Source organism: Klebsiella sp. JB_Kp042, assembly GCF_040065275.1.
Classification (GTDB): domain Bacteria; phylum Pseudomonadota; class Gammaproteobacteria; order Enterobacterales; family Enterobacteriaceae; genus Klebsiella; species Klebsiella quasipneumoniae.
Window position 1 is genome coordinate 130,334 of record NZ_JBEAJL010000082.1, and the last position, 19,356, is coordinate 149,689.

The following is a 19,356-nucleotide window of genomic DNA, read 5'->3' on the forward strand; positions in this document are numbered from 1 at the left end:
GGTTCGCTGGCTGCCAATATTCCGAAAGGCGAGCGGCTTTTCCGCCATCATCTTTTGATCGCTTTAACCGCGCCGCTGAAATGTTGAATGCGCGCGTCCGTCAGCGTGAACGGCGTCGGCGTACAGACCGCAATACTTAACCCATCGTGCAGAATCTGGCTGAGCGACAGCGGGCCGTGACAGGCGCTGTCAACGGAGGCCATCTGCCAGGCGCTGCCGCCGCGCTGTTTCACCAGCGCCTCTTTGCGCGTCCAGATACGCCAGAAGACCGTGAGCTGCAGCGCCGGCGAAGCCTGCGCCAGTTCCTGGTGCTCGCTTTCGCTGAACAGGGCGTTAGCCAGGCGGCGCCAGCCTTCGCGCGGGCGAATCACTTCGATGTCGCAACCCACCTCGCCTTTATCGCTGAGCAGCAGGGCAATATCGTCGCCGCTGTGGCTAAGGTTAAACCACAGCCCGCGCGCGACGGGGAAGGCAGGCTTGCCCTGTTCGCCAAGCTGAATATCCGTCAGCGGGGCAGCCGCCTGCGCCAGCAGCGCGCGGCCGGCAAGCCAGCTGGCTCGTCGCGGTCCGTCCGGCGCCTGCGCCATCAACGCAGGCGGTAACGGCAGGGCGCTAAGGGCGGAGATCTTACCCAGAAAAAGCTGATACATTTCAAGGCCAGCGTCGAATAATGATTGAGGTGTTAATGCCGCCGAAGGCGAAGTTGTTGCTCTGCAGGAATTCACACTCCAGTTTGCGCTTTTCCCCCATGATGTAATCCAGTTCGCCACAGTTGGCGTCCGGTTTATGGAGATTCAGCGTTGGCGCAAACCAGCCTTCGCGCATCATCTGCAGGCTCATCCACGCTTCTAACGCCCCGCAAGCGCCAAGCGTATGGCCGAAATAGCTTTTCAGCGAAGAGATCGGCACGCTGTCGCCGTAAACGGCCGCCGTTGCCTGGCTTTCCGCGATATCGCCGCGATCGGTGGCGGTGCCGTGGGCCGAAATATAGCCGATGTCACGGGGGCTTAAGCCCGCCATGTTTAGCGATTGTTCCATGCAGATCTGCATGGTTTCGCGCTGCGGCTGGGTAATATGGGCCGCATCGCAGTTAGTGGCGAACCCGACGATTTCACCGTAGATGGTTGCGCCGCGCGCTTTGGCATGCTCAAGATCTTCAAGGATCAGCGTGCCGGCGCCTTCGCCAATCACCAGACCATCTCGCTGTTCATCGAACGGAGAGGGGGTGAGGGCCGGTTCGTCATTGCGTTGGCTGGTGGCGAAGAGGGTATCGAATACTGCGGCTTCCGAAGGGCAGAGTTCCTCGGCCCCGCCGGCCACCATCACCGTTTGGTAACCATGGCGAATGGCTTCCCAGGCGTAGCCAATCGCCTGGCTGCCGGAGGTGCAGGCGCTGGAGGTGGGGATCACGCGCCCCCGCAGACCGAAGAATAATCCGGTATTCACCGCGGTAGTATGCGGCATCATCTGCACATAGGTAGTGCCGGTGATATTGTTGGTATGTTTCTCCGTCAACATGGTGGCGAACTCGCTCACCGGACCGGTACTACCGGTTGACGAGCCGTAAGCGATGCCGGTTTGGCCGTTGGTCAGCACGGTGTCGCCGATAAGCCCGGCCTGCTCCAGCGCGAGCTCAGTGGCGCGGGTGGAGAGTCGCGATACCCGCCCCATCGCGCGGATACGCTTGCGGGTATAATGCTCCGGCAGGGTGAAATCGTCGATTGGCGCCCCCAGCAGCGTATGCAGTCCGTCATAAGCCAGCCATTCCGGCATCTTACGCACCGCATTTTTATATTCCCGCAGCCTGGTGGCGACATCCTGCCAGTTTTCGCCAAACGCGGTCACCCCGCCCATCCCTGTAATGACCACCCGGCGTATCATAGCATCCCCCCGTTGATGGAAATGACCTGGCGGGTGACGTAGCCCGCGATATCCGACATTAAATAGCTGGCAAGCCCGGCCACCTCGTCGGCCTGACCCATGCGTTTCATCGGGATCATGGTCATCGCCTCTTTCAGCGCGTGCTCTTCCATGTCAATCATCCCGGTGTCGATAAGACCCGGCGCAATACAGTTAACGGTGATTTTGCGTTTTGCCAGTTCTATCGCCAGCGCTTTGGTGGCGCCGATAATGCCCGCCTTGGCGGCGCTGTAGTTGACCTGGCCGCGGTTGCCCATGACGCCGGAAACCGAGGAGAGGGTGATGATACGTCCGCCCTGGCGCGCGCTAATCATCGGCATGATGCAGGGATGAATGACGTTATAAAAACTGTCGAGGTTGGTGTGGATCACGGCGTCCCAGTCGTCATCGCCAAGCGCCGGGAAGGCGCCGTCGCGGGCGATGCCGGCGTTGCTGACAATGCCATACCACGCGCCATGGTCGGCCATATCCTGCTCCAGTACCTCGCGGCATTGCTGACGATCGGCGACGTCAAAACTCAGCAGCCGGCCGTCGCCGCCGGCGGCGGTTATCGCCTCCAGCGTCTGTTGCGCCCCCGCGCGGTCGCGATGAAAGTGGACGCCCACCACAAAACCGTCCGCTGCCAGCTGGCAGGCGATAGCGCGACCGATGCCTTTGCTGGCGCCGGTAACCAAAACTGAACGACTCATTCTGACGCTCCTTGTTGAAATAAAGTGCTAAGTTCTTCTGTTGTGGGCTGGAAGGTGTTGACCCGTCCGCTGGCCAGGACGTCATCGTCCACCATAATGGTGCCTTCGAAGCTGCCGAAACGTTCATCCTGCATCAAGAGCTTCACGCTGATGGACAGCGTCTTTCCGCCCGGCAGGCTCCCGGCCGCGCAAACCAGTTCGCGCGCGCCCAGCACCATGCCTAAAGCGAGCGATGTTTGTCCTTGCTGCTGGCGGTGCCAGCCGGACCAGACGCCGACGGTCTGCGCCATTAATTCAAGGGCGAACCAGCCGGGAAGATCGCCGTTGGTATCGAGAAATGGCGCCAGAACGCTGCCGGGTGAGACCGCGACGCGGCAGGTGGCGGTGTCGGCAGTCACCGCCTCGACCTCTTCCAGCAGCAGCATCGGCGCGTCGTGCGGCAGGTAACTGCCGGGTGATAAAAAGTGGCTCATGACATTCTCCCGAGCAGGATGCTGGTGTTATTGCCGCCAAAGGCAAAAGAGTTCGACAGGATAACTGGCCGCGACAGCGGCTGCGGATGTTCAATGAGCCCGCACGGCGGTAGCGTGTCATCCTGCGGAGACTGACTGAAATCCTGTGCCGGTAACAACAGATTGCGCTGCAGGATCAGCATGCCGATGGCGGCCTCGGTGATCCCCGCCGCACCCAGCGTATGTCCGGTCAGATGTTTGGTGGAACTACAGGGCACCCTTTCGCCAAACAGCGCGTTGATCACCCGGGCTTCTATCTGGTCGTTAAGCCGCGTAGCGGTGCCGTGCAGGTTAATGTAACCCACCTGCTCCGGCGTGATGCCCGCGTCGTCCAGCGCCTGCTGAATGGCGCGCATCGCCCCTTCTCCTTGGGGGTGCGGGGCGGAAATATGCCAGGCGTCGCTGGATTCGCCGATACCCAGCAGCGCGATGGGCTGCGGCTCGCGGGTCAGCAGCATCAGCGCCGCCCCTTCGCCGATGGTGATCCCGCTGCGGTCGCGGCTAAACGGCTGGCACTGCGTCGTGGAGAGCGACTCCAGGCTGTGAAAGCCGTTGATGGGCATCCGGCTAAGGGTATCCGCGCCGCCGACGATCGCCACATCCGCCAGCCCCGCCTCAATGAGCCGCCGTCCGCTGATTATCGCCCGCGCGCTGGAGGAGCAGGCGGTTGACAGGGTATATGCCGGACCATCCAGCGCCAGCCAGCGGCTGAGAAAACGCGACGGGTCGCCCAGCTCCTGCTGTGGATAGCGCCAGGCCTCGCTCGCCTTGCCGTTAAGCGTCAAATTAACGTGTACGTCGCCTTCATCCAGCCCTGACGTACTGGTGCCCAACACCACGGCGACCCGAGCCCGGCCATAGCGGACGATGGCGCGATCCACCTGCGGCTGGATCTGCGCCAGCGCCGCCAGCAGCAGCTGATTATTGCGCGAACGATGGTCGCGAAAGGTATCGGGAATGGCGGGTAGTTCGCCGTCCACCCCCGCGAAAATCGCCTGCGGATGCCCCTGTAACCACCCTTCACGCGGGCGCATGCCGGGCGCTATACCGCGGGCCAGATTGGCGGCGATTTCATCATTATCGCGTCCCAGGGCGTTAATCATGCCGACAGCAGAAATGAAGATCATCTCAGTCACCCAGGTATTGAATGGTGATGTGGTATTTAAAGACGTGCTGCTCGATGCTAATCGGCACGCGCTTGCCTTTGCGGTTGATATAGGTGATGTCGGTGACCAGTTTTCCGCGCGCGTTACGCAGTTCGCGTTTGTCGCCGCGGTCGGTTAGCGTCCAGCCTTTCGGCAGCTGCGGCAGCCATGCGCTAAGCGGCCAGTGGCTGAGCATCACATCGGCCAGCACCTGGCTGGCGGGCGGCAGTTGCGGGATCACCATCGACTGTTCCGCGCGCAGCCCTTGTTGATCATAGGTCACCAGGAACAGGCGGATACCGACGGACGACAGGCCCGCCAGCGTGAGCTTTTTATCATCGGCATTGAGCAGCACCAGCAGCGACTGGGTTTGGCCGTTGAAGCGGCCGGTCAATAACTGCTGGGAACTGATGGCCGGCGAGATGCCCGGCGGCGGCAACGTGACGCGCGTACCCGGCTCCAGCCACGCCTGCGGACGGCCTTGCGGCTCCGGCGGCGAATGACTGCAGCCGGCCAGCAATAAGGCGGTGAAGAGCGCGAAGGCGCGCCAGAATGATGGTCTTCTCATCGTCTTTTTTTCTCTTTTTTGCTCGGCATCGCCAGCGGCGACAGCAGGAAAGCGGTGAAAATACCGCTGACCAGGACAGTGCCAAAGCTGCTGATGGCCTGGGTGGCGCTAAACACCAGCATGCCAAGCGTTAATAAGGTGGTCATCATCGCCAGGGTAACCGCCAGCAGCGATGTCAGCGGCGTGCCGCGCGGGTTGCTGAAAAACAGGGTGTAGTTGATGCCAATCCCAAGTACCAGCACCAGCGCCAGTAAGGAGAACAGGTTAACGGCGTGGCCGGTGAGCGCCAACGCCCCCAGGCCGCATCCCAGCGACAATACCGACGGCACCAGGCTTATTAAGCCCTTGCGCCAGCCAAGGCGGATAGCGGCACCGCAGGCAATCACCGCCAGCGCAGCGCCGAGCAGCCCGGTTAAAATATGACGGTAGAGCGCGAAAAGCTGGTCGAAATCGCTTTTACGATCGACCCACGCCACGCCAGTCTGGGTTGTGCTGAACGCCTTCAGCGCCGCGCTATCTTTCACCCCGCTCACTGGCACCAGTACGCCGCTTTCGCCATCCGGCAGCGTCAGCCATAGCAGCCGCCAGCCTTCGCTGGCCGGACTGGCAAGCCAGTCGCCGACTGTCACCGGCATCGGCCTCAGGTCGGGGTGAACAGCGGTGAGTCCGGCGTTATTCAGCGCCTGGCCGATGGCCGGCGCCGCCTGCTTCAGCAGGGCCAGATCCTGCTGCTGGCGGGCCAGTGAATTGAGCGGAATGGCGCGATACCCGCCAAGCATACCGTCGGTTTGCGCTTTAGCCAGTGCGGGCATAAAGGCTTCTAGCCGCTGCAGCGTTTGTTGCGCCGTGTCGCCGTAAACCACGAACCACTTTTGATCGACGCTTTGGCCAGTGAGCGCGGTGATGGCATGCTCCTGTGAGAGGATATTCTGCGGCAGCGCCTGCAGCTGTGAGATATCGTCATCCACCCGCAGGAGAGCGAGCCCCGTCAGGGAGAAAATGGCCAGAACCACCGGCAGACCGATGGCGAGTTTTTTGTTACGCCGCCATGCCGCGAGCCAGCGCGACATCAGCACCATCGCTGGAACGGGACGCACCGGGAGCCCATGGCACAGCCATGGCTGCCAGAAAATCACCGTCAGGCATGAGGCGCTTAGCCCCACGGCCGCAAATAGCGCCATCTGGCGAATGGCCGGGAAGGGGGCCAGTATCATGATTAAATAAGCCGCCACGGTGGTAAGCAGCGCCAGCAGCAGCGCTTTCCGTACTTTAACAAGGCTTTGCCACGGTGAAGCCGCTGCGCCATGGACCATCCGTTCTGTCAGGTAATAGAGCGTGTAATCTGCGGAAATGCCAATAATGCTCATGCTCATCACCAGGGTCATCAGATGCAGCTCGCCAAACAGCAGCAGCGTGGCAACGGTGCCGGCCAGTGCGCCGATAGCGATAGAGATCGCGCATAACAGCAGCGGACGCAGCGAGCGGAACACGGCCACGATCAACAGGATGACGCCGAACAGGGTGGCCGCGCCGAGAGTGGAGATATCGCGCTTCGCCTGCTGGCTGGCGTAATCACTGTAAAATACGGTGCCGCGCGACAGCAGCTGCGCCTGCGGGTGTCGCGCTTTTAATTCCTTTTCAAGCTGCGCGAGGGTGGTCACCAGGCGGTGCGTCTGTCGCATATCGAACGACGAACCCGCCAGCTCGCCGTGCAGCAGATACCAGACGTTACCTTGCGCGTCTTTGCTGGTCAGCCACCCGTCCTGCAGCTGCATCCGCTGGCCGCTATTCGCCATCGCCAGCTGTGAGCCGCGCATCAGCATCAGCGGGTCGTTTTGTAACTCTTTACCGCTGACCCCGGAAAACGCCGAATAGAGCTGCGAAAGGATCCACTGGGCCTGCGCTTCGCCGCCCTCCTGCAGACGTGCGCGGGTGGCGGGGTCGATTAACGCATTGCGATGTTGCCAGAAAAACGTTCCCCAGGCCTGCTGACTGGCGGCATCCATTGGGCCTTTGACCTCGGCCAGCGCGTCTGAGGTTTGCAGCAACCGCAGCCAGTCGCGAGCCACCTGCGGGTCGGCCTGTTTACCGGGGCTGACCAGCCAGACCAGCTGACGATCCAGACGCTGCATAAAGCCGTCGTTCAGCGCGGGGGGGATCGCGCCGAGCGTCTGTTTGGGCAGCATCGCCAGCACGCTGCTGTTGAGCCGGGCCTGCGGCAACAGCGCCAGCAGCGCGCCCGCCAGTATCAGGCAGACGACGCCCCAGATCAGCGCAGGACGTTTACTGGGCGGCAAAGCGTTGGCGTTCGTCATCGGTCAGTTGCGCTGGCGTCAGTTGATGTTGGGAAAGGGCGATATCGGTGCGATCGCCTTGTTTATCGTTGAGTTGAATATGCTCCAGGTAGGTTTTTCCGGCGAGATCGATGCTGGCGAAAATCTTATCCAGCGGCGTGGTGACAGGCGTCAGGCGCAGCGTCCATCGCCCGTCGCCTTTATCGGCGAATTCCACGCGGAAGTTCTCCTCCAGCACGTTACGATCGGCCTGGAACAGCGCGCGCAGCAGATGGTTGAACTGGAACATCTGCGGGTTGTTTTCGGCGGTGACGGTCTGCGGCGGCTGGCCGTTAATCGCCTGCACCATCCGTTTGTCATCCAGCAGCAGTTGCATCGGGAACGGTGAGGTTTGATCCCATAGCAAGCCCTGGTCGCGGGCGATCAACATCCGCCCCTGGGATCGCAGCGGCTGCGGAAGATCCTTTATGGTGCGGGTTTGATCGAAGTGGGCGCGCACCACCGGCTGTTCGCTAAATTGTTTTTGCAGGTCATCGAGCGTCAGCGCGCTGACCAACGGACTGATGAACAGTCCCACCAACAGCAGCAATCTCATGGCGTGACCCCCATGCGTTCAAACAGAACTTGCGGGCTGACAAAACACATCTCGCCGCTTTTTTCGTCCACCGCGACCTGGATGGTGTAGCCGGTGGTGGTGCGTTTGCCGCTCTCGGCGGCAAAAATTTCATAGCCAATGCGCAGGCGGTTTTCGAACTCTTCCAGACGCGCGCGGACGCGAATACGCTGCTCGAAGGTGATAACGTCCCGGTACTTCACGCGGGTATCCACCACCGGCCACAGATAGCCGGAGGCTTTCATCTGCCGGTAGCCGTAGTTGAACTGGTTAAGCAGCGCCTCGCGGGCAATTTCGAAGTAGCGGAAATAGTTGCCATGCCAGACGACGCCCATCATATCGACGTCGTGAAAGGGAATGGTTAGCTCTACTTCAGCAGTAAAACGGGGATCGTTAAGCACCCTTTACTCCTTATCTTTGGGCTCCGGCAAACGCCAGAAATCGAAAAAGTTAAACCAGTCGAGCGGCGACTGCAGCGCGTAATATTCCAGCCGTTCGGCGTAGCGATCGATGATATGTTGCAGTGCCTGCTGGCGATTGGCGCGCGGCAGCGGCAGCGGGTCAGCGAACGGCTCACAGTAAATACGCAGCTTGCCCTGCTGACGCAGAGCGAACATCACATTGACCGGGCAGCGCAAAATAGCCGCGAGGATAAAGGGCCCCTGCGGGAAGGGGGCCGGTTGCCCCATAAAACGGCTCCAGCAGACGCGCCACTCGCCGCCGCGCTGCGGATTGACCGCAATACGATCGCCGACAATGGCGATCCATTCTCCGCGATCCAGTTTTTCCTGCAGCAGCATGGCGGTCTCCGGGCCGATATCGGTGACCGGCAGCAGGTTGAGTCCGGCCTGCGGGGCCATCTCCGCCATAATCTGCTTAAAGCGTTGGGCATTGTCGCTGAACACCAGCGCGTTGATGGTCTTGCTGCCCTGCAGCTGCGCCAGCGCACGGCAGGCTTCAACATCGCCGAGATGTGAGGCCAGCAGTAGTTTGCCGCGCGGATCGTCGATATTGAGCGTCTCTTCGGCACCTGCGGCAAACACCACATCGCGACCAAACTGCAGTTCGCCGCGCCAGCTGGCGATTTTATCCAGCATCGCGTTGCCAAAGCGCAGGAAGTGACGATAGCTACTGAGTTCGCCCGGCTCCGGCAGCTGACGAGCGGCTAACTGGTCGCGCACGCGGGTAAGCCAGTTTTGTGAAGCGCGGCGCGCGGTGCTGGCCGTTAGCCAGTAGACGCCGACCACCGGGTAGAGCAGCAGCGAAAACGCGTGTCGTCCCAACAGCCGCCACACCAACAGCATCAGGCGCATGCCCCATAAGCCTTTGACCTCCTTCTGACGCGCCCAGTGCGGCGAAGCGCGGCGAAACAGCAGCGAGGGGATCCGCGGCAACATGCCGAGGAACAGTCGGGTATGCATCAGCGAGATGCGGCAGTTATCTCTGAGGGCATCGAAATGCGACAAACCGTCCGGCGGATAGGTCACGCGGGTCGGGACAAAGTAGCTGGTGTTCCCCTGCCAGTAGAGGCGCACCATCACTTCGGTATCAAAATCCATCCGCTTGCCGAGGGGCACGCGCTTAGCCAGCTGCAGCGTCGGCGCCAGCGGATAGACGCGAAAGCCGCACATGCTGTCTTTTAGCTGCAGCGATAGCGTTTCAATCCATACCCAGACGTGGGTGATCCAGCGTCCGTACAGGCGCGAGCGCGGGATTGAGTCGTCGTAAACCGGCTGGCCGGAGATCAGCGCCTCGGGATGCTTCTGCGCCAGCGCCAGCAGCTGCGGAATATCTTCGATGGCGTGCTGCCCATCGGCATCGACCTGCACCGCGTGGCTGAACCCGGCTTGCGCTGCGGCCTGTAATCCGCAGATGACCGCGGCGCCTTTTCCGGCGTTCTGCGGTAAGCGGATCAACGTCAGATCCGGGTTTTCCAGCGCCAGTCGCTCCAGCTCCAGCTGTGTGCGACTGTCGCTGCCGTCGTCCACCACGATACAGGGAAGATCAAACGGCTGCAGGCGCGCCAGCACCCGCGACATCATCGCGCCGTGGTTATAGCACGGGATCACCACGCAGGGGGAAAAGGTTAGCGACATAAGCGAATCTTCCCGCTGCTGGCGGTATGTCGTGTTTCGCCATCGTGGCGCTGATAGCTGAACGTGATGAGCTGACGCGCCTCCTGCCAGCTAAGAGTGAGCGTCACGATCGCCCCCGGCAGGAGCGGCGACTGGAATTTCACATTGTGAATATCGTGAAAGCGCCAGCCGGGCGCCAGCAAGGTGGTAGCGTAATGCATCGCCCAGTCAATCTGCGCGACGCCTGGCAACAAGGGCTGAACGGCAAAGTGGCCGCGAAACCAGAATAACGCCGGATCCACCGATAAAATGATTTCAACCCGATCGGCTTGTGGCTGACGGCGCTCAATTTCATGGGGCTGCATGAAATAACTCCTGTAACTGCGTGTAGACACGCTTGTTCATACTATTGACGGGGATCTCGTCGATAACCCGCCAGTAGCGGGGAATGGCGACCGGTTCCAGCAGAGGGCGCAGTGCTTTTCGCCAATGAGTCTCCTGGCTTTTTCCCCAGCGCTGGCGGGCATGGTTATCCAGCACCAGCAATACGCCAATACTCTGACGGCTGCCGCGGGTGATGGGTAACACGGCGGCATCAATGATGCCTTCAAGTTCCAGCAGGCGCTGCTCCACTTCGCTCAGCGATATGCGCTTCTCTTCAATTTTGACCACGCGATCCCGACGGCCTGCTAAATGGAAGTGGCCACTCTCGCGAAAATGCAAAATATCCTCGAGCAGCTGGCCGCGGTTATCGGTAATAAGCGGAGAAAAGAGGCGGAACGCATCGCCTTCTGGCTGAAAGCGGATGCCGGGAAACGGTTGCCATGGCGCCTCATCCTGCACGCGCTGGCGGCAGGCGATGACGCCGCTTTCCGTACTGCCGTATATTTCATCCGGCCAGGTATTGCACCAGCGGGCGGTTTGCACGGCATCCTGCCAAAGCAGCTTGCCGCCTGCGGACACGATCATTTCGATCGGCGGAGGGGTAAGCCGGTGGTCGAGACGTTTAAGGAAGGCCGGACTACTAATAAACAGATAGCGATGCTTCCGGCTTAACGCCGTTAACTGCTCGGTGTACTCCAGCATGTCCGCGTGAAGCGGTAAACCCAACGCCATTGGCAAGAACAGTCGAAACGTCAGGCCATACATATGCTGCGGCGCTACGGATGCCACCACCCGACAGCCTGCCAGACGCCCGGCATAGCAGGCGGATAACAGCGCCGCCTCGCGGTCGAGCGAGCCGATCGGTTTGCAAATTCGCTTCGGTTGACCGGTGGAACCGGAGGTGAATAATTCAATGCAAGCCTCTTTGCCTGGCGCGGGAAAATGCATCTGGCCGCTCGTTACCGTCATCGTGGACTCGACAATCACCAGCGCGCCATCCCATGCCAGCGCTTTATCGCTGAGAATGCCGTCAAACAGCGCCTTCTGCTCATTTAACAGCGAAATACGGCCGTGGCCGGGAAGGACCGGCGTTTTGCCGGCATGCAGAGTTGCCAGCAGAGCGACGATAAACAAGTAGCTATTTTCAATGCACAACGCCCAGCGCATGGCTGGCTGCTGACGCAAGTGCGTGAGCAGGTGGGCGACATCATGGCGCAGATGTGCAAGCGTCCAGAGGTGCGTGTCCTGCCAGGCGATCGGCGTTTCCGGCGAACGCGCGGCGCTGAGCCACTGGTCCAACGGGAGAGGCTGCTTCATGGTTTATCTCGTTTTATCACCCGCTGGCGCACCAGCCACTCGCCGGCCATGAGCGTGCCCATCAGCAGATAGGAAATCATGCCGTTCCACGCCGTCCACAGGGACAGATCGCCATACAGCGCGGTAAAAAGCGCAATGCCACCGTTAATGATGAAAAAGGCGCACCAGATTTGGGTGACGCGCCGGGTATAGCGTACAGCCCGCTCCGGAAGATCCGGTTCACGCAGTCGCGCCAGACGCTCGATTATCGGCATCCTGGACCATAGCGAACCGCCAAACACCGCCAGCATCACGCTGTTCACCACCACCGGGTAAAATAGCAGTAACTGATGGGTTTTCAGCAGGTAGCTGGCAATACACAGCGTCATGCCGGCCACCGCCACAATCTGAGTGACCACGCTCAGCGCTCCCGCCCGTCGCCGGGTCTGACGAAAGCGTAAAAACAACATCAGCGCCATGAGCGGTAACAACCCTTGCAGGCTGTTATGCGCGAGGCCGAACCAGATTATAAACGGCCAGGCCAGCAGCAATATGCCCGTCAGCAATGGCACAACTGGCAGTGAGCGAATGCCCGACACGGTGAATTATTCTTCTTTGAACAGGCGTTCTACCGCATCGACCACATCCTGCACGGTGCGGACAGTTTTGAACTCTTCTGGCTTGATTTTCTTACCAATTTTCTTTTGCAGATGGACGATCATGTCGATGGCGTCGATACTGTCCAGTTCGAGATCTTCGTACAGGCGGGCCTCAGGCGTAATATCCTGCGGATCGATTTCAAACACGTTCACCAGCAGCGCGGAGATTTCTTCGTAAATGGCTTGTTGTTCATTCATAACCACTCTCCTCAGGCGCGCTGTGCTTGAATAAATGCCGCCAGCGTGGCGACAGAGTAGAAATGCTGACGCATCTCTTCACTTTCAGCCGACAGCACCACGCCGTACTGATTTTTCACCGCCAGACCCAGCTCCAGCGCATCAATTGAGTCCAGACCCAGACCATCGCCAAAAAGCGCGGCGTCGGTGTCGATATCATCAGCGGACAGCTCGTCCAGGTTCAATGTACTGATGATCAGATTTTTAATTTCAAGATAGAGCGCTTGCATCATTCATTCCTGTTTCAGGGAGAGTGCCTGTTTCTAATTTAAGCAAAATATGACGGTTCAACTGTCTTGCGGCCAGCGCCGGTTCTTGTTTATTGGCATCATAAAACTGATGTATTGGCAGCCGCTCTCCAACCTCGACGGTAAACCGCGGCTTAGTTGGCGGCGCGTCGTACCATTTGCTTTGTTTACCCAGCATATGCTCGGTACAGCGGATGACGACAATGCGTAAATCGCTGCCGCAGCGTACCGCGATATTAGCCGCCCCCCGCTGTAGCTGCATTTTTTTCCCCGGCACGGTGCGCGTGCCTTCAGGGAAAATCAAAATCGTATCGCCTTGCTGTAAACGCTGCCGGCTTGCCGGCAGCAGGGCATCGGCCTGATCGTTAATCAGATAATCGGCGGCGCGGATCACGCCGCTGACGAATGGATTTTTCAGCAGCGCGCTTTTTACCATGCAGTCGGTCTCCGGCATCACCGAGGCCAGCATTACGTAGTCAATAAGGCTGGGGTGATTGGCGACCACCAGGCAACCGCGCTCCGCGCGCAAAATATCGCGGCCATCGATACGGTAATCGAGAACGCCGACGCTTTTCACCACGCTGAGGAATACGCGAAAGCTAACGGAAATGCTGCGCCGCGCGATACGGCGTCGGCGGGTTTTATTACGTACCAAAACCAGCAGCAGATTAAACCAGATGAGCGAGAGCAGCAGGCCGCCAATGCCAAACAGTGCGAAGCAGAAACCGGTCATTGCTGCGCGCCAGAGCCGATTAAGCCGGTGGAAAAACGGCTTCATGCGCGGCTCCATTGCCATTGCACGCGATCGCCGGGAAGCGTGAACGTGCGGGCATTCTGCAAATAGTACTGCAAGAACAGTAAACTTTGCGGTAATGGACTTTCAGCAACAGCTGCATGAGGCTGGGCGTGGCATTGCCACTGGCGACCGGGCTCAATCACCCAGGCTGCCGCATAGGGCCAGGTGGTGATACCTGGCGGCAACTGAGCGTGGTAAAACTCAGGGAGAAAACCGTCGAAATCAACCATCAGCACGCGCTGATAACCCGCCTGTAGCAGGCCCATCACTTCGTATAATCCCTGCTGAAACGTATCGCGTCCGGCAGAAAGGGATGACGACATAATCGCTTTTTTTGCAGCAATCGTCAGATTACCCACGGCGGAATTATGCACCGATAAGGCGAAATCGGTCGGCGAGATCGCTTGCTCCATAGCCAGCGCATGGAGGATCCGATAGTTGCGCTCCAGTTCGCCGTGACGGCTGGTGTAAAGAACGGCATCGATTTCATGGCGACGGAGCATAGCCAGGCCGCATTCCACAGCCAGCTTACTTCCCGAGCTGAGCCGGCGTGCGGTCATCATCGGCAATTCGCTGAGTTTGGGTGGCGCCGCGGCGGGATCGATGGCGTGCAAATGCTGTGACCACCGTTGCCATTGCTCGGGGCCACTGACGCCAGGCGCGAAGGCCTGCCAATCAACAATGTTAAATGAAAATGTCATCCACTCGCATCCGCGATCAATCAATTATTCTTGTGGCATATCAACAAGGTATGCCCAACGCCTAAATTATCGTGACGCTGTTCTACTTCGAACCCCGCCATTTCAAGATAGCGGTAAAACTTCTCTACGCTGTAGAAACGGCTGTTGCCGTTGGCCATACAGGTAAAATAGAGTGAAGACGCATTCAGACTAAATGATGCTGCTTCAAATTTCTGCGCATCCCAGAACAATTCCAGAATGTACAGGCGGGCGCCAGGTTTCATGACCTGTGCCACGTTACTGAGTATGGTGATGATTTGTTCTGGCGAGAAACAGTCCAGGAACTGACTCATCCACCAGATATCCGCTTCTCCGGGTAGGGGGGCGTCACTCAGCATATCCACAGCATGAAAATCGATGCGATGGGCAAGGCCAGCATTTTCTATATTTTCCCGTGCCAGTGCAATTTGTTGCGGTAAATCTAATAACGTGACCGCGATATTTTCATCGTACTGGCAACAGCGTAGCGCCCATTTCCCGGTATTACCGCCTACATCGTACAGCCTTGCGGGCTGGCTGGCGAATACATAGGGCAGCGCTGCAGTGAAGGCGCCATCGGAATAGTAATGGTCGAAGGCAAACCAGCTTTTGCGCGCTGCGGGTGGTAGCTGTGACAAGGCAGGGTAAATCGTTGGCCACTCACCAAAAACTTTTAATCCTGAAGGCTTTCCCTCCTGGAGCGCATTTTCCAGAAAGAATAATCCTTGATAACAAACGTCTTGAGTAAAATCCATATTTACTCGCGTCATCGGATCATGAAGTAAGAAATGTCCTATTTTAGAGAGGTGGTAGCGTTCCTCTTTATAGGTCAGGATACGACCGCTTAATCCCATATCGAGCAAAACGCTAACGGCATATTCTTTTCCGTCGAAAATTTCACTGATGGCTGCAAACGTTGCACCGCGTTTACCTTGTTGGTCCAGATAACCCAGAATACCTGAGTTGCGTAGACATAATGCGGTTTGAAAGAGCATGGGGGCAAAAGCAATACGCTGCGCTTCAGTAATGGCATCAAGTGCGCTGAGAGAATCCTTTTGGTACACGTTCGGTACAACCTTATTACAAATAATCGGCGAAACGGGTCAGTAGTGACCCGTATGTATATTTATTGTTGCAGAGCGGTGTTTGCTGCCAGCGTAACCTGAATATCTTTATCGAGGTTGTGTACCCAGCGGTTATAGTTTCTATGAATTTTTCCGTTGGCGGCCATGAGATTAATGCTACTCACATAGACAATAGAATAACTTGTTGCGGAGTAGTTAATTTTAATATCCGCGACATGGTCGCGATTTTGCAATTTACCTTTTATGACGCCAGGGCCCGCGTCAGACATAATCCATTGGCGCTGAGCACCTGCTTTGATAATGGCATCCTTGACCTGCGCTTCCGTATGGCCGGCGCTCACTATCGCATTGACCTGTTCAATAGGGGCTGTCCGTGCGCAACCGGCGAGCGCACCGACAACCGTAGCGGCAATCATCCAGTGAATAATTTTTTTCATGAATACTCCATGTCAATATATTGGCTACTGGCATTAACTTATGCCACGTAAGAAACTTTTATATAGGCTGATATGCTGTGGTTGTTCTGTCAGGCAATATGTTCATCTGTATTAAAACAGGCCGGAGAGGGAAATATGATGTTATAGAAATATTAACATCATGATAAACAATGAGGCGCTATCAGAGCCGTGAGGAAGTATAAGTAATTTAACCCTGCTCAGGCAATAGCGATAATTATTAATATGTATTTATCCTTCCATTAAGGAAAGTCGAATAATCGTCGCGGCAATTTATGCTGATGAGCGCGGCGATGGCGCCGCTGAGGTTATTGCCATCGGAAGGCTGCTTTTCAACAGAAGTCGTGGTAATAGTGGCTCTGTATAGTACAAATCTGGTGGAACCTGATGCCCGAATCCGTCGCCGAACCGGCGCTCAATGGACTGCGCCTCAATCTGCGGATTGTCTCCGTGGTTATTTTTAACTTTGCCAGCTACCTCACCATCGGCTTGCCGCTGGCGGTACTTCCTGGCTATGTGCATGATGTAATGGGCTTTAGCGCTTTCTGGGCTGGCCTGGTGATTAGTCTGCAATATTTCGCCACGCTGCTCAGCCGCCCGCACGCCGGGCGCTACGCTGACCTGCTGGGGCCCAAAAAGATTGTCGTCTTCGGCCTCTGCGGCTGCTTTTTAAGCGGGCTGAGCTATCTGCTGGCCGCCTGGAGCAGCGGCTGGCCGCTGGTTAGCCTGCTGCTGCTATGCCTCGGACGAGTCATTCTCGGCATCGGCCAGAGCTTTGCCGGCACCGGCTCGACGCTGTGGGGCGTCGGCGTTGTTGGGTCGCTGCATATCGGGCGGGTGATCTCATGGAACGGCATTGTGACCTACGGGGCGATGGCGATGGGCGCCCCGCTCGGCGTGCTGTGCTATTCGCAAATTGGCCTCAGCGGCCTGGCCGGGGTCATTATGGCGGTTGCGCTGGTGGCTATCCTCTGCGCGCTGCCCCGCGCAGCGGTGAAGGCGGCGAAAGGCAAAGCAATGTCGTTTCGCGCGGTGCTCGGGCGGGTGTGGCCCTACGGCATGGCGCTGGCCCTGGCCTCCGCCGGTTTCGGGGTTATCGCCACCTTTATCACGCTGTTTTATGACGCCAAAGGCTGGGACGGGGCGGCCTTCGCCCTGACGTTGTTCAGCTGCGCGTTCGTTGGCGCGCGGCTGCTGTTTCCCAACGCCATTAACCGGCTGGGGGGGCTGAACGTGGCGATGCTCTGCTTTAGCGTGGAGATCATCGGCCTGCTGCTGGTCGGCTTTGCCGATACGCCGCTGCTGGCGAAAATCGGCACCTTTCTTACCGGGGCCGGGTTCTCACTGGTCTTTCCGGCGCTGGGCGTGGTGGCGGTGAAAGCGGTGCCGCAGCATAACCAGGGGGCGGCGCTGGCCACCTATACCGTGTTTATGGATTTGTCGTTAGGCGTCACCGGGCCGCTGGCCGGCTTGCTGATGGCGTGGATCGGGATCCCGGTGATATATCTGGCGGCGGCAGGTCTGGTGATGGCGGCGCTGCTGCTGGGCTGGCGGTTAAAAAAACGGCCCCCGGTCAGCGAACCGGAGGCCGTCGCACCAGGCCAGTAATTACTGGATGGTGAGGGTGCTGATGATGCTTTCCGCTTCGGTCTGCGCCTGCTGCTGGTTGTCCGCCGGCAGGGTGACCTGCAGGGTCAGCAGTTTGTCATCCACTTTGCCGAGGAGCACGGAAGACCAGGCGGTCTGCCCCTTGGCGGAGATGATGCTGTCCAGCTGCTGCAGGGTGTGACCTTTGATCTCCAGCGATTTATTGCTCACCACCTGCAGCTGCGGGTCGCGGCTACGCTGCTGATCTTCCAGGCGTTTCGCCAGCACCGCCAGGTCTTCATTGGTGCTGTCGCCGACGATGACGATGACTGCTTTCTGGCCGGTGGCGTCAGAATAGACGTGCATGTTGTTCGCCTGAGTACCCAGTTTGCCGCTCTGGTCGGCCATGCCCGCAGGCAGTGTGAAGCTCAGTTTGCCATCCAGCAGGCTGATCGCCTGGCCGCTGGTGTTGCTCTCCGCTGCTGCCCCAACGGTTGGCGCTTTTGAATCGCTGTTATCGCAGGCGGCAAGCCCCATCACCAGCAGGCCAATACCGACATATTTAACCAAATTGCGCATTGACATCTTCCTTTCGATAAACGGCCACTAATGGCTCATCCGGCTATCTTAACACATCAGCCCGCGAGTACCTTTAACTCGGCTGCAATGCCGACAAATCAGATTTATCCGCCAGCCTTTTCAACAGCATATTTAACAGTACGCCGTACATCGGCAGGAAGAAAATGATGCTGATAAGCACTTTAAAGCTGTAGTCGACGAGGGCGATTTCCCCCCAGTGGGCGGCCATAAATGGATCCGGGCTGCGCCAGAAGGCGATGAAGAAGAACGCCACGGTATCGCTGATGTTGCCGAACAGCGTCGAGGCGGTGGGGGCCAGCCACCAGCGGCGGCTCTGCCGCAGGCGGTTGAAGACGTGGACGTCGAGGATCTGCCCCAGCGCATAGGCCATAAAGCTGGCGATGGCGATACGCGCGACGAAGAGATTAAAGGTGCCCAGCGCCGCGAAACCCTGCCACTCGCCCATGTAAAACAGGGCGGAGATGGCGTAGGAGATGACCAGCGCCGGGACCATCACCGCAAAAATAATGCGTCGCGCCAGCGGTGCGCCAAAAATTCGCACCGTCAGATCGGTGGCGAGGAAGATAAACGGAAAACTGAACGCCCCCCAGGTGGTATGGAAACCAAAGATGGAGATCGGTAGCTGAACCAGATAGTTGCTGGAGGTGATCACCAGCAGATGAAATAGCGAAAGCCAGACGAGCGCTTTTTTGCGCTGTACGGTAGTAAACGGATTCATATTGTGACCTTTTTATGCCCGTCATGCTTCAGGTAAATGAGCAATCGGCAGCGGAACGTTGGGGTGAGGGAACCCAATGAAAAACGGCTGCATGATACTGCGTTGCCGGCGTAATGCAATGGTTGTTTTTCGCGCAAACGTTAACCTGGCTTGCGTACTGGCGAACTGGGGGTAAACTAGGGCCGTTTTGTTGATGTGAGACTAAAATGAGCGAACTTTTCTCCACTCCAGACCACACTCTGGATGCCCTGGGACTGCGCTGCCCGGAGCCGGTCATGATGGTGCGTAAAACCGTGCGGACAATGCCCGTCGGCGAGACGCTGCTGATTATTGCTGACGATCCGGCCACCACCCGCGATATCCCGGGATTCTGCCGCTTTATGGAGCATGAGCTGGTGGCCCAGCAAACCGAAGCTCTGCCGTACCGCTACCTGATCCGCAAAAGCCACTGAGTCTCTCCCGGATGGCGGCGCGTAGCGCCTTATCCGGGCTACCCGACGGTCCGGAACCGTAGCCCTGCTAAGCGTAGCGCGAGCAGGGAATATCCCGGATGGCGGCGCGTAGCGCCTTATCCGGGCTACCCGACGGTCTGGAACCGTAGCCCTGCTAAGCGCAGCGCGAGCAGGGAATACCCCGGATAGCGGCGAGTAGCGCCTTATCCGGGCTACCCGACGGTCCGGAATCGTAGCCCTGCTAAGCGCAGCGCGAGCAGGGAATATCCCGGATGGCGGCGCGTAGCGCCTTATCCGGGCTACC

At 58.5% G+C, this 19,356-nt stretch carries 23 protein-coding genes; 2 read left to right on the plus strand and 21 right to left on the minus strand.

Translation table 11 applies throughout. The annotated features are described in order from the left end of the window. Positions 1-47 precede the first annotated feature (47 nt). From acpT to ABLV54_RS13910, 19 genes are all read right to left on the minus strand, one after another. On the minus strand, positions 48-650 hold the full coding sequence (acpT, locus tag ABLV54_RS13820; protein ID WP_050534008.1) for a 4'-phosphopantetheinyl transferase AcpT: 603 nt from the start codon (positions 648-650) through the stop codon (positions 48-50). Position 651: 1 nt separating this feature from the next. After that, positions 652-1,881 (minus strand): beta-ketoacyl-ACP synthase, encoded by a 1,230-nt coding sequence (locus ABLV54_RS13825; RefSeq protein ID WP_023291256.1) that lies wholly within the window; start codon positions 1,879-1,881, stop codon positions 652-654. Further along, a complete protein-coding gene (locus ABLV54_RS13830) occupies positions 1,878-2,609 on the minus strand; it encodes a 3-ketoacyl-ACP reductase FabG2 (RefSeq protein WP_050534007.1) in 732 nt (243 codons plus the stop codon). The genes ABLV54_RS13825 and ABLV54_RS13830 overlap by 4 nt, the downstream gene beginning before the upstream one ends. Continuing rightward, positions 2,606-3,082 carry a 3-hydroxy-fatty acyl-ACP dehydratase gene (locus ABLV54_RS13835; RefSeq protein ID WP_032454951.1) on the minus strand — a complete coding sequence of 159 codons (477 nt, stop codon included), beginning with the start codon at positions 3,080-3,082 and terminating at the stop codon, positions 2,606-2,608. The genes ABLV54_RS13830 and ABLV54_RS13835 overlap by 4 nt, the downstream gene beginning before the upstream one ends. Beyond that, positions 3,079-4,248 (minus strand): beta-ketoacyl-[acyl-carrier-protein] synthase family protein, encoded by a 1,170-nt coding sequence (locus ABLV54_RS13840; RefSeq protein WP_050534006.1) that lies wholly within the window; start codon positions 4,246-4,248, stop codon positions 3,079-3,081. Before ABLV54_RS13840 ends, ABLV54_RS13835 begins: the two co-directional genes overlap by 4 nt. 1 nt (position 4,249) lies before the next feature. Further along, positions 4,250-4,834 carry a DUF3261 domain-containing protein gene (locus ABLV54_RS13845; protein ID WP_049014523.1) on the minus strand — a complete coding sequence of 195 codons (585 nt, stop codon included), beginning with the start codon at positions 4,832-4,834 and terminating at the stop codon, positions 4,250-4,252. Continuing rightward, positions 4,831-7,149, minus strand: coding sequence for an MMPL family transporter (locus ABLV54_RS13850; protein ID WP_050534005.1), 2,319 nt, complete (start codon positions 7,147-7,149; stop codon positions 4,831-4,833). Before ABLV54_RS13850 ends, ABLV54_RS13845 begins: the two co-directional genes overlap by 4 nt. Then, the gene (locus tag ABLV54_RS13855) at positions 7,118-7,723 is read right to left on the minus strand and encodes an outer membrane lipoprotein carrier protein LolA (RefSeq protein ID WP_023291250.1); all 606 of its coding nucleotides are present in this window, start codon (positions 7,721-7,723) and stop codon (positions 7,118-7,120) included. Before ABLV54_RS13855 ends, ABLV54_RS13850 begins: the two co-directional genes overlap by 32 nt. Next, on the minus strand, positions 7,720-8,142 hold the full coding sequence (locus ABLV54_RS13860; RefSeq protein ID WP_032454265.1) for a thioesterase family protein: 423 nt from the start codon (positions 8,140-8,142) through the stop codon (positions 7,720-7,722). The genes ABLV54_RS13855 and ABLV54_RS13860 overlap by 4 nt, the downstream gene beginning before the upstream one ends. Before the next feature lie 3 nt (positions 8,143-8,145). Next, a complete protein-coding gene (locus ABLV54_RS13865; protein WP_050534004.1) occupies positions 8,146-9,837 on the minus strand; it encodes a glycosyltransferase in 1,692 nt (563 codons plus the stop codon). Beyond that, positions 9,828-10,181 carry a beta-hydroxyacyl-ACP dehydratase gene (locus tag ABLV54_RS13870; protein ID WP_023291247.1) on the minus strand — a complete coding sequence of 118 codons (354 nt, stop codon included), beginning with the start codon at positions 10,179-10,181 and terminating at the stop codon, positions 9,828-9,830. The genes ABLV54_RS13865 and ABLV54_RS13870 overlap by 10 nt, the downstream gene beginning before the upstream one ends. After that, entirely contained in the window at positions 10,168-11,517 is a 1,350-nt protein-coding gene (locus ABLV54_RS13875; RefSeq protein WP_050534003.1) for an AMP-binding protein, read from the minus strand. The genes ABLV54_RS13870 and ABLV54_RS13875 overlap by 14 nt, the downstream gene beginning before the upstream one ends. After that, complete coding sequence (locus ABLV54_RS13880; RefSeq protein ID WP_032454262.1) at positions 11,514-12,095, minus strand: hypothetical protein; 582 nt, start codon at positions 12,093-12,095, stop codon at positions 11,514-11,516. The genes ABLV54_RS13875 and ABLV54_RS13880 overlap by 4 nt, the downstream gene beginning before the upstream one ends. Positions 12,096-12,101: 6 nt before the next feature. After that, positions 12,102-12,353, minus strand: a complete 252-nt coding sequence (locus ABLV54_RS13885) for an acyl carrier protein (protein WP_023291244.1) — start codon at positions 12,351-12,353, stop codon at positions 12,102-12,104. A gap of 11 nt (positions 12,354-12,364) precedes the next feature. Beyond that, positions 12,365-12,622 (minus strand): phosphopantetheine-binding protein, encoded by a 258-nt coding sequence (locus ABLV54_RS13890; protein ID WP_023291243.1) that lies wholly within the window; start codon positions 12,620-12,622, stop codon positions 12,365-12,367. After that, entirely contained in the window at positions 12,603-13,436 is an 834-nt protein-coding gene (locus ABLV54_RS13895; RefSeq protein WP_171879206.1) for a lysophospholipid acyltransferase family protein, read from the minus strand. The genes ABLV54_RS13890 and ABLV54_RS13895 overlap by 20 nt, the downstream gene beginning before the upstream one ends. Next, positions 13,415-14,137: a beta-ketoacyl synthase chain length factor gene (locus ABLV54_RS13900; protein WP_023291241.1), complete on the minus strand. Its 723-nt coding sequence runs from the start codon at positions 14,135-14,137 to the stop codon at positions 13,415-13,417. The genes ABLV54_RS13895 and ABLV54_RS13900 overlap by 22 nt, the downstream gene beginning before the upstream one ends. Before the next feature lie 20 nt (positions 14,138-14,157). Further along, positions 14,158-15,219, minus strand: a complete 1,062-nt coding sequence (locus ABLV54_RS13905) for a class I SAM-dependent methyltransferase (RefSeq protein WP_032454260.1) — start codon at positions 15,217-15,219, stop codon at positions 14,158-14,160. Between the two features lie 62 nt (positions 15,220-15,281). Next, on the minus strand, positions 15,282-15,677 hold the full coding sequence (locus ABLV54_RS13910; RefSeq protein WP_023291239.1) for a hypothetical protein: 396 nt from the start codon (positions 15,675-15,677) through the stop codon (positions 15,282-15,284). A 405-nt stretch (positions 15,678-16,082) separates the two neighbouring features. On the opposite strand from ABLV54_RS13910, the gene ABLV54_RS13915 reads away from it, so the two are divergent. Beyond that, the gene (locus tag ABLV54_RS13915) at positions 16,083-17,303 is read left to right on the plus strand and encodes an MFS transporter (protein WP_050534001.1); all 1,221 of its coding nucleotides are present in this window, start codon (positions 16,083-16,085) and stop codon (positions 17,301-17,303) included. On the opposite strand, the gene ABLV54_RS13920 is transcribed toward ABLV54_RS13915, so the two are convergent. Both ABLV54_RS13920 and ABLV54_RS13925 read right to left on the minus strand, forming a co-directional pair. Then, complete coding sequence (locus ABLV54_RS13920; RefSeq protein WP_023291237.1) at positions 17,304-17,861, minus strand: DcrB family lipoprotein; 558 nt, start codon at positions 17,859-17,861, stop codon at positions 17,304-17,306. 73 nt (positions 17,862-17,934) lie between these two features. Beyond that, positions 17,935-18,600, minus strand: coding sequence for a 7-cyano-7-deazaguanine/7-aminomethyl-7-deazaguanine transporter (locus ABLV54_RS13925; RefSeq protein ID WP_023291236.1), 666 nt, complete (start codon positions 18,598-18,600; stop codon positions 17,935-17,937). Positions 18,601-18,806: 206 nt separating this feature from the next. Between ABLV54_RS13925 and tusA the strand changes: the two genes are divergently transcribed. Then, entirely contained in the window at positions 18,807-19,052 is a 246-nt protein-coding gene (gene tusA, locus ABLV54_RS13930; RefSeq protein WP_044524980.1) for a sulfurtransferase TusA, read from the plus strand. Positions 19,053-19,356 lie beyond the last annotated feature (304 nt).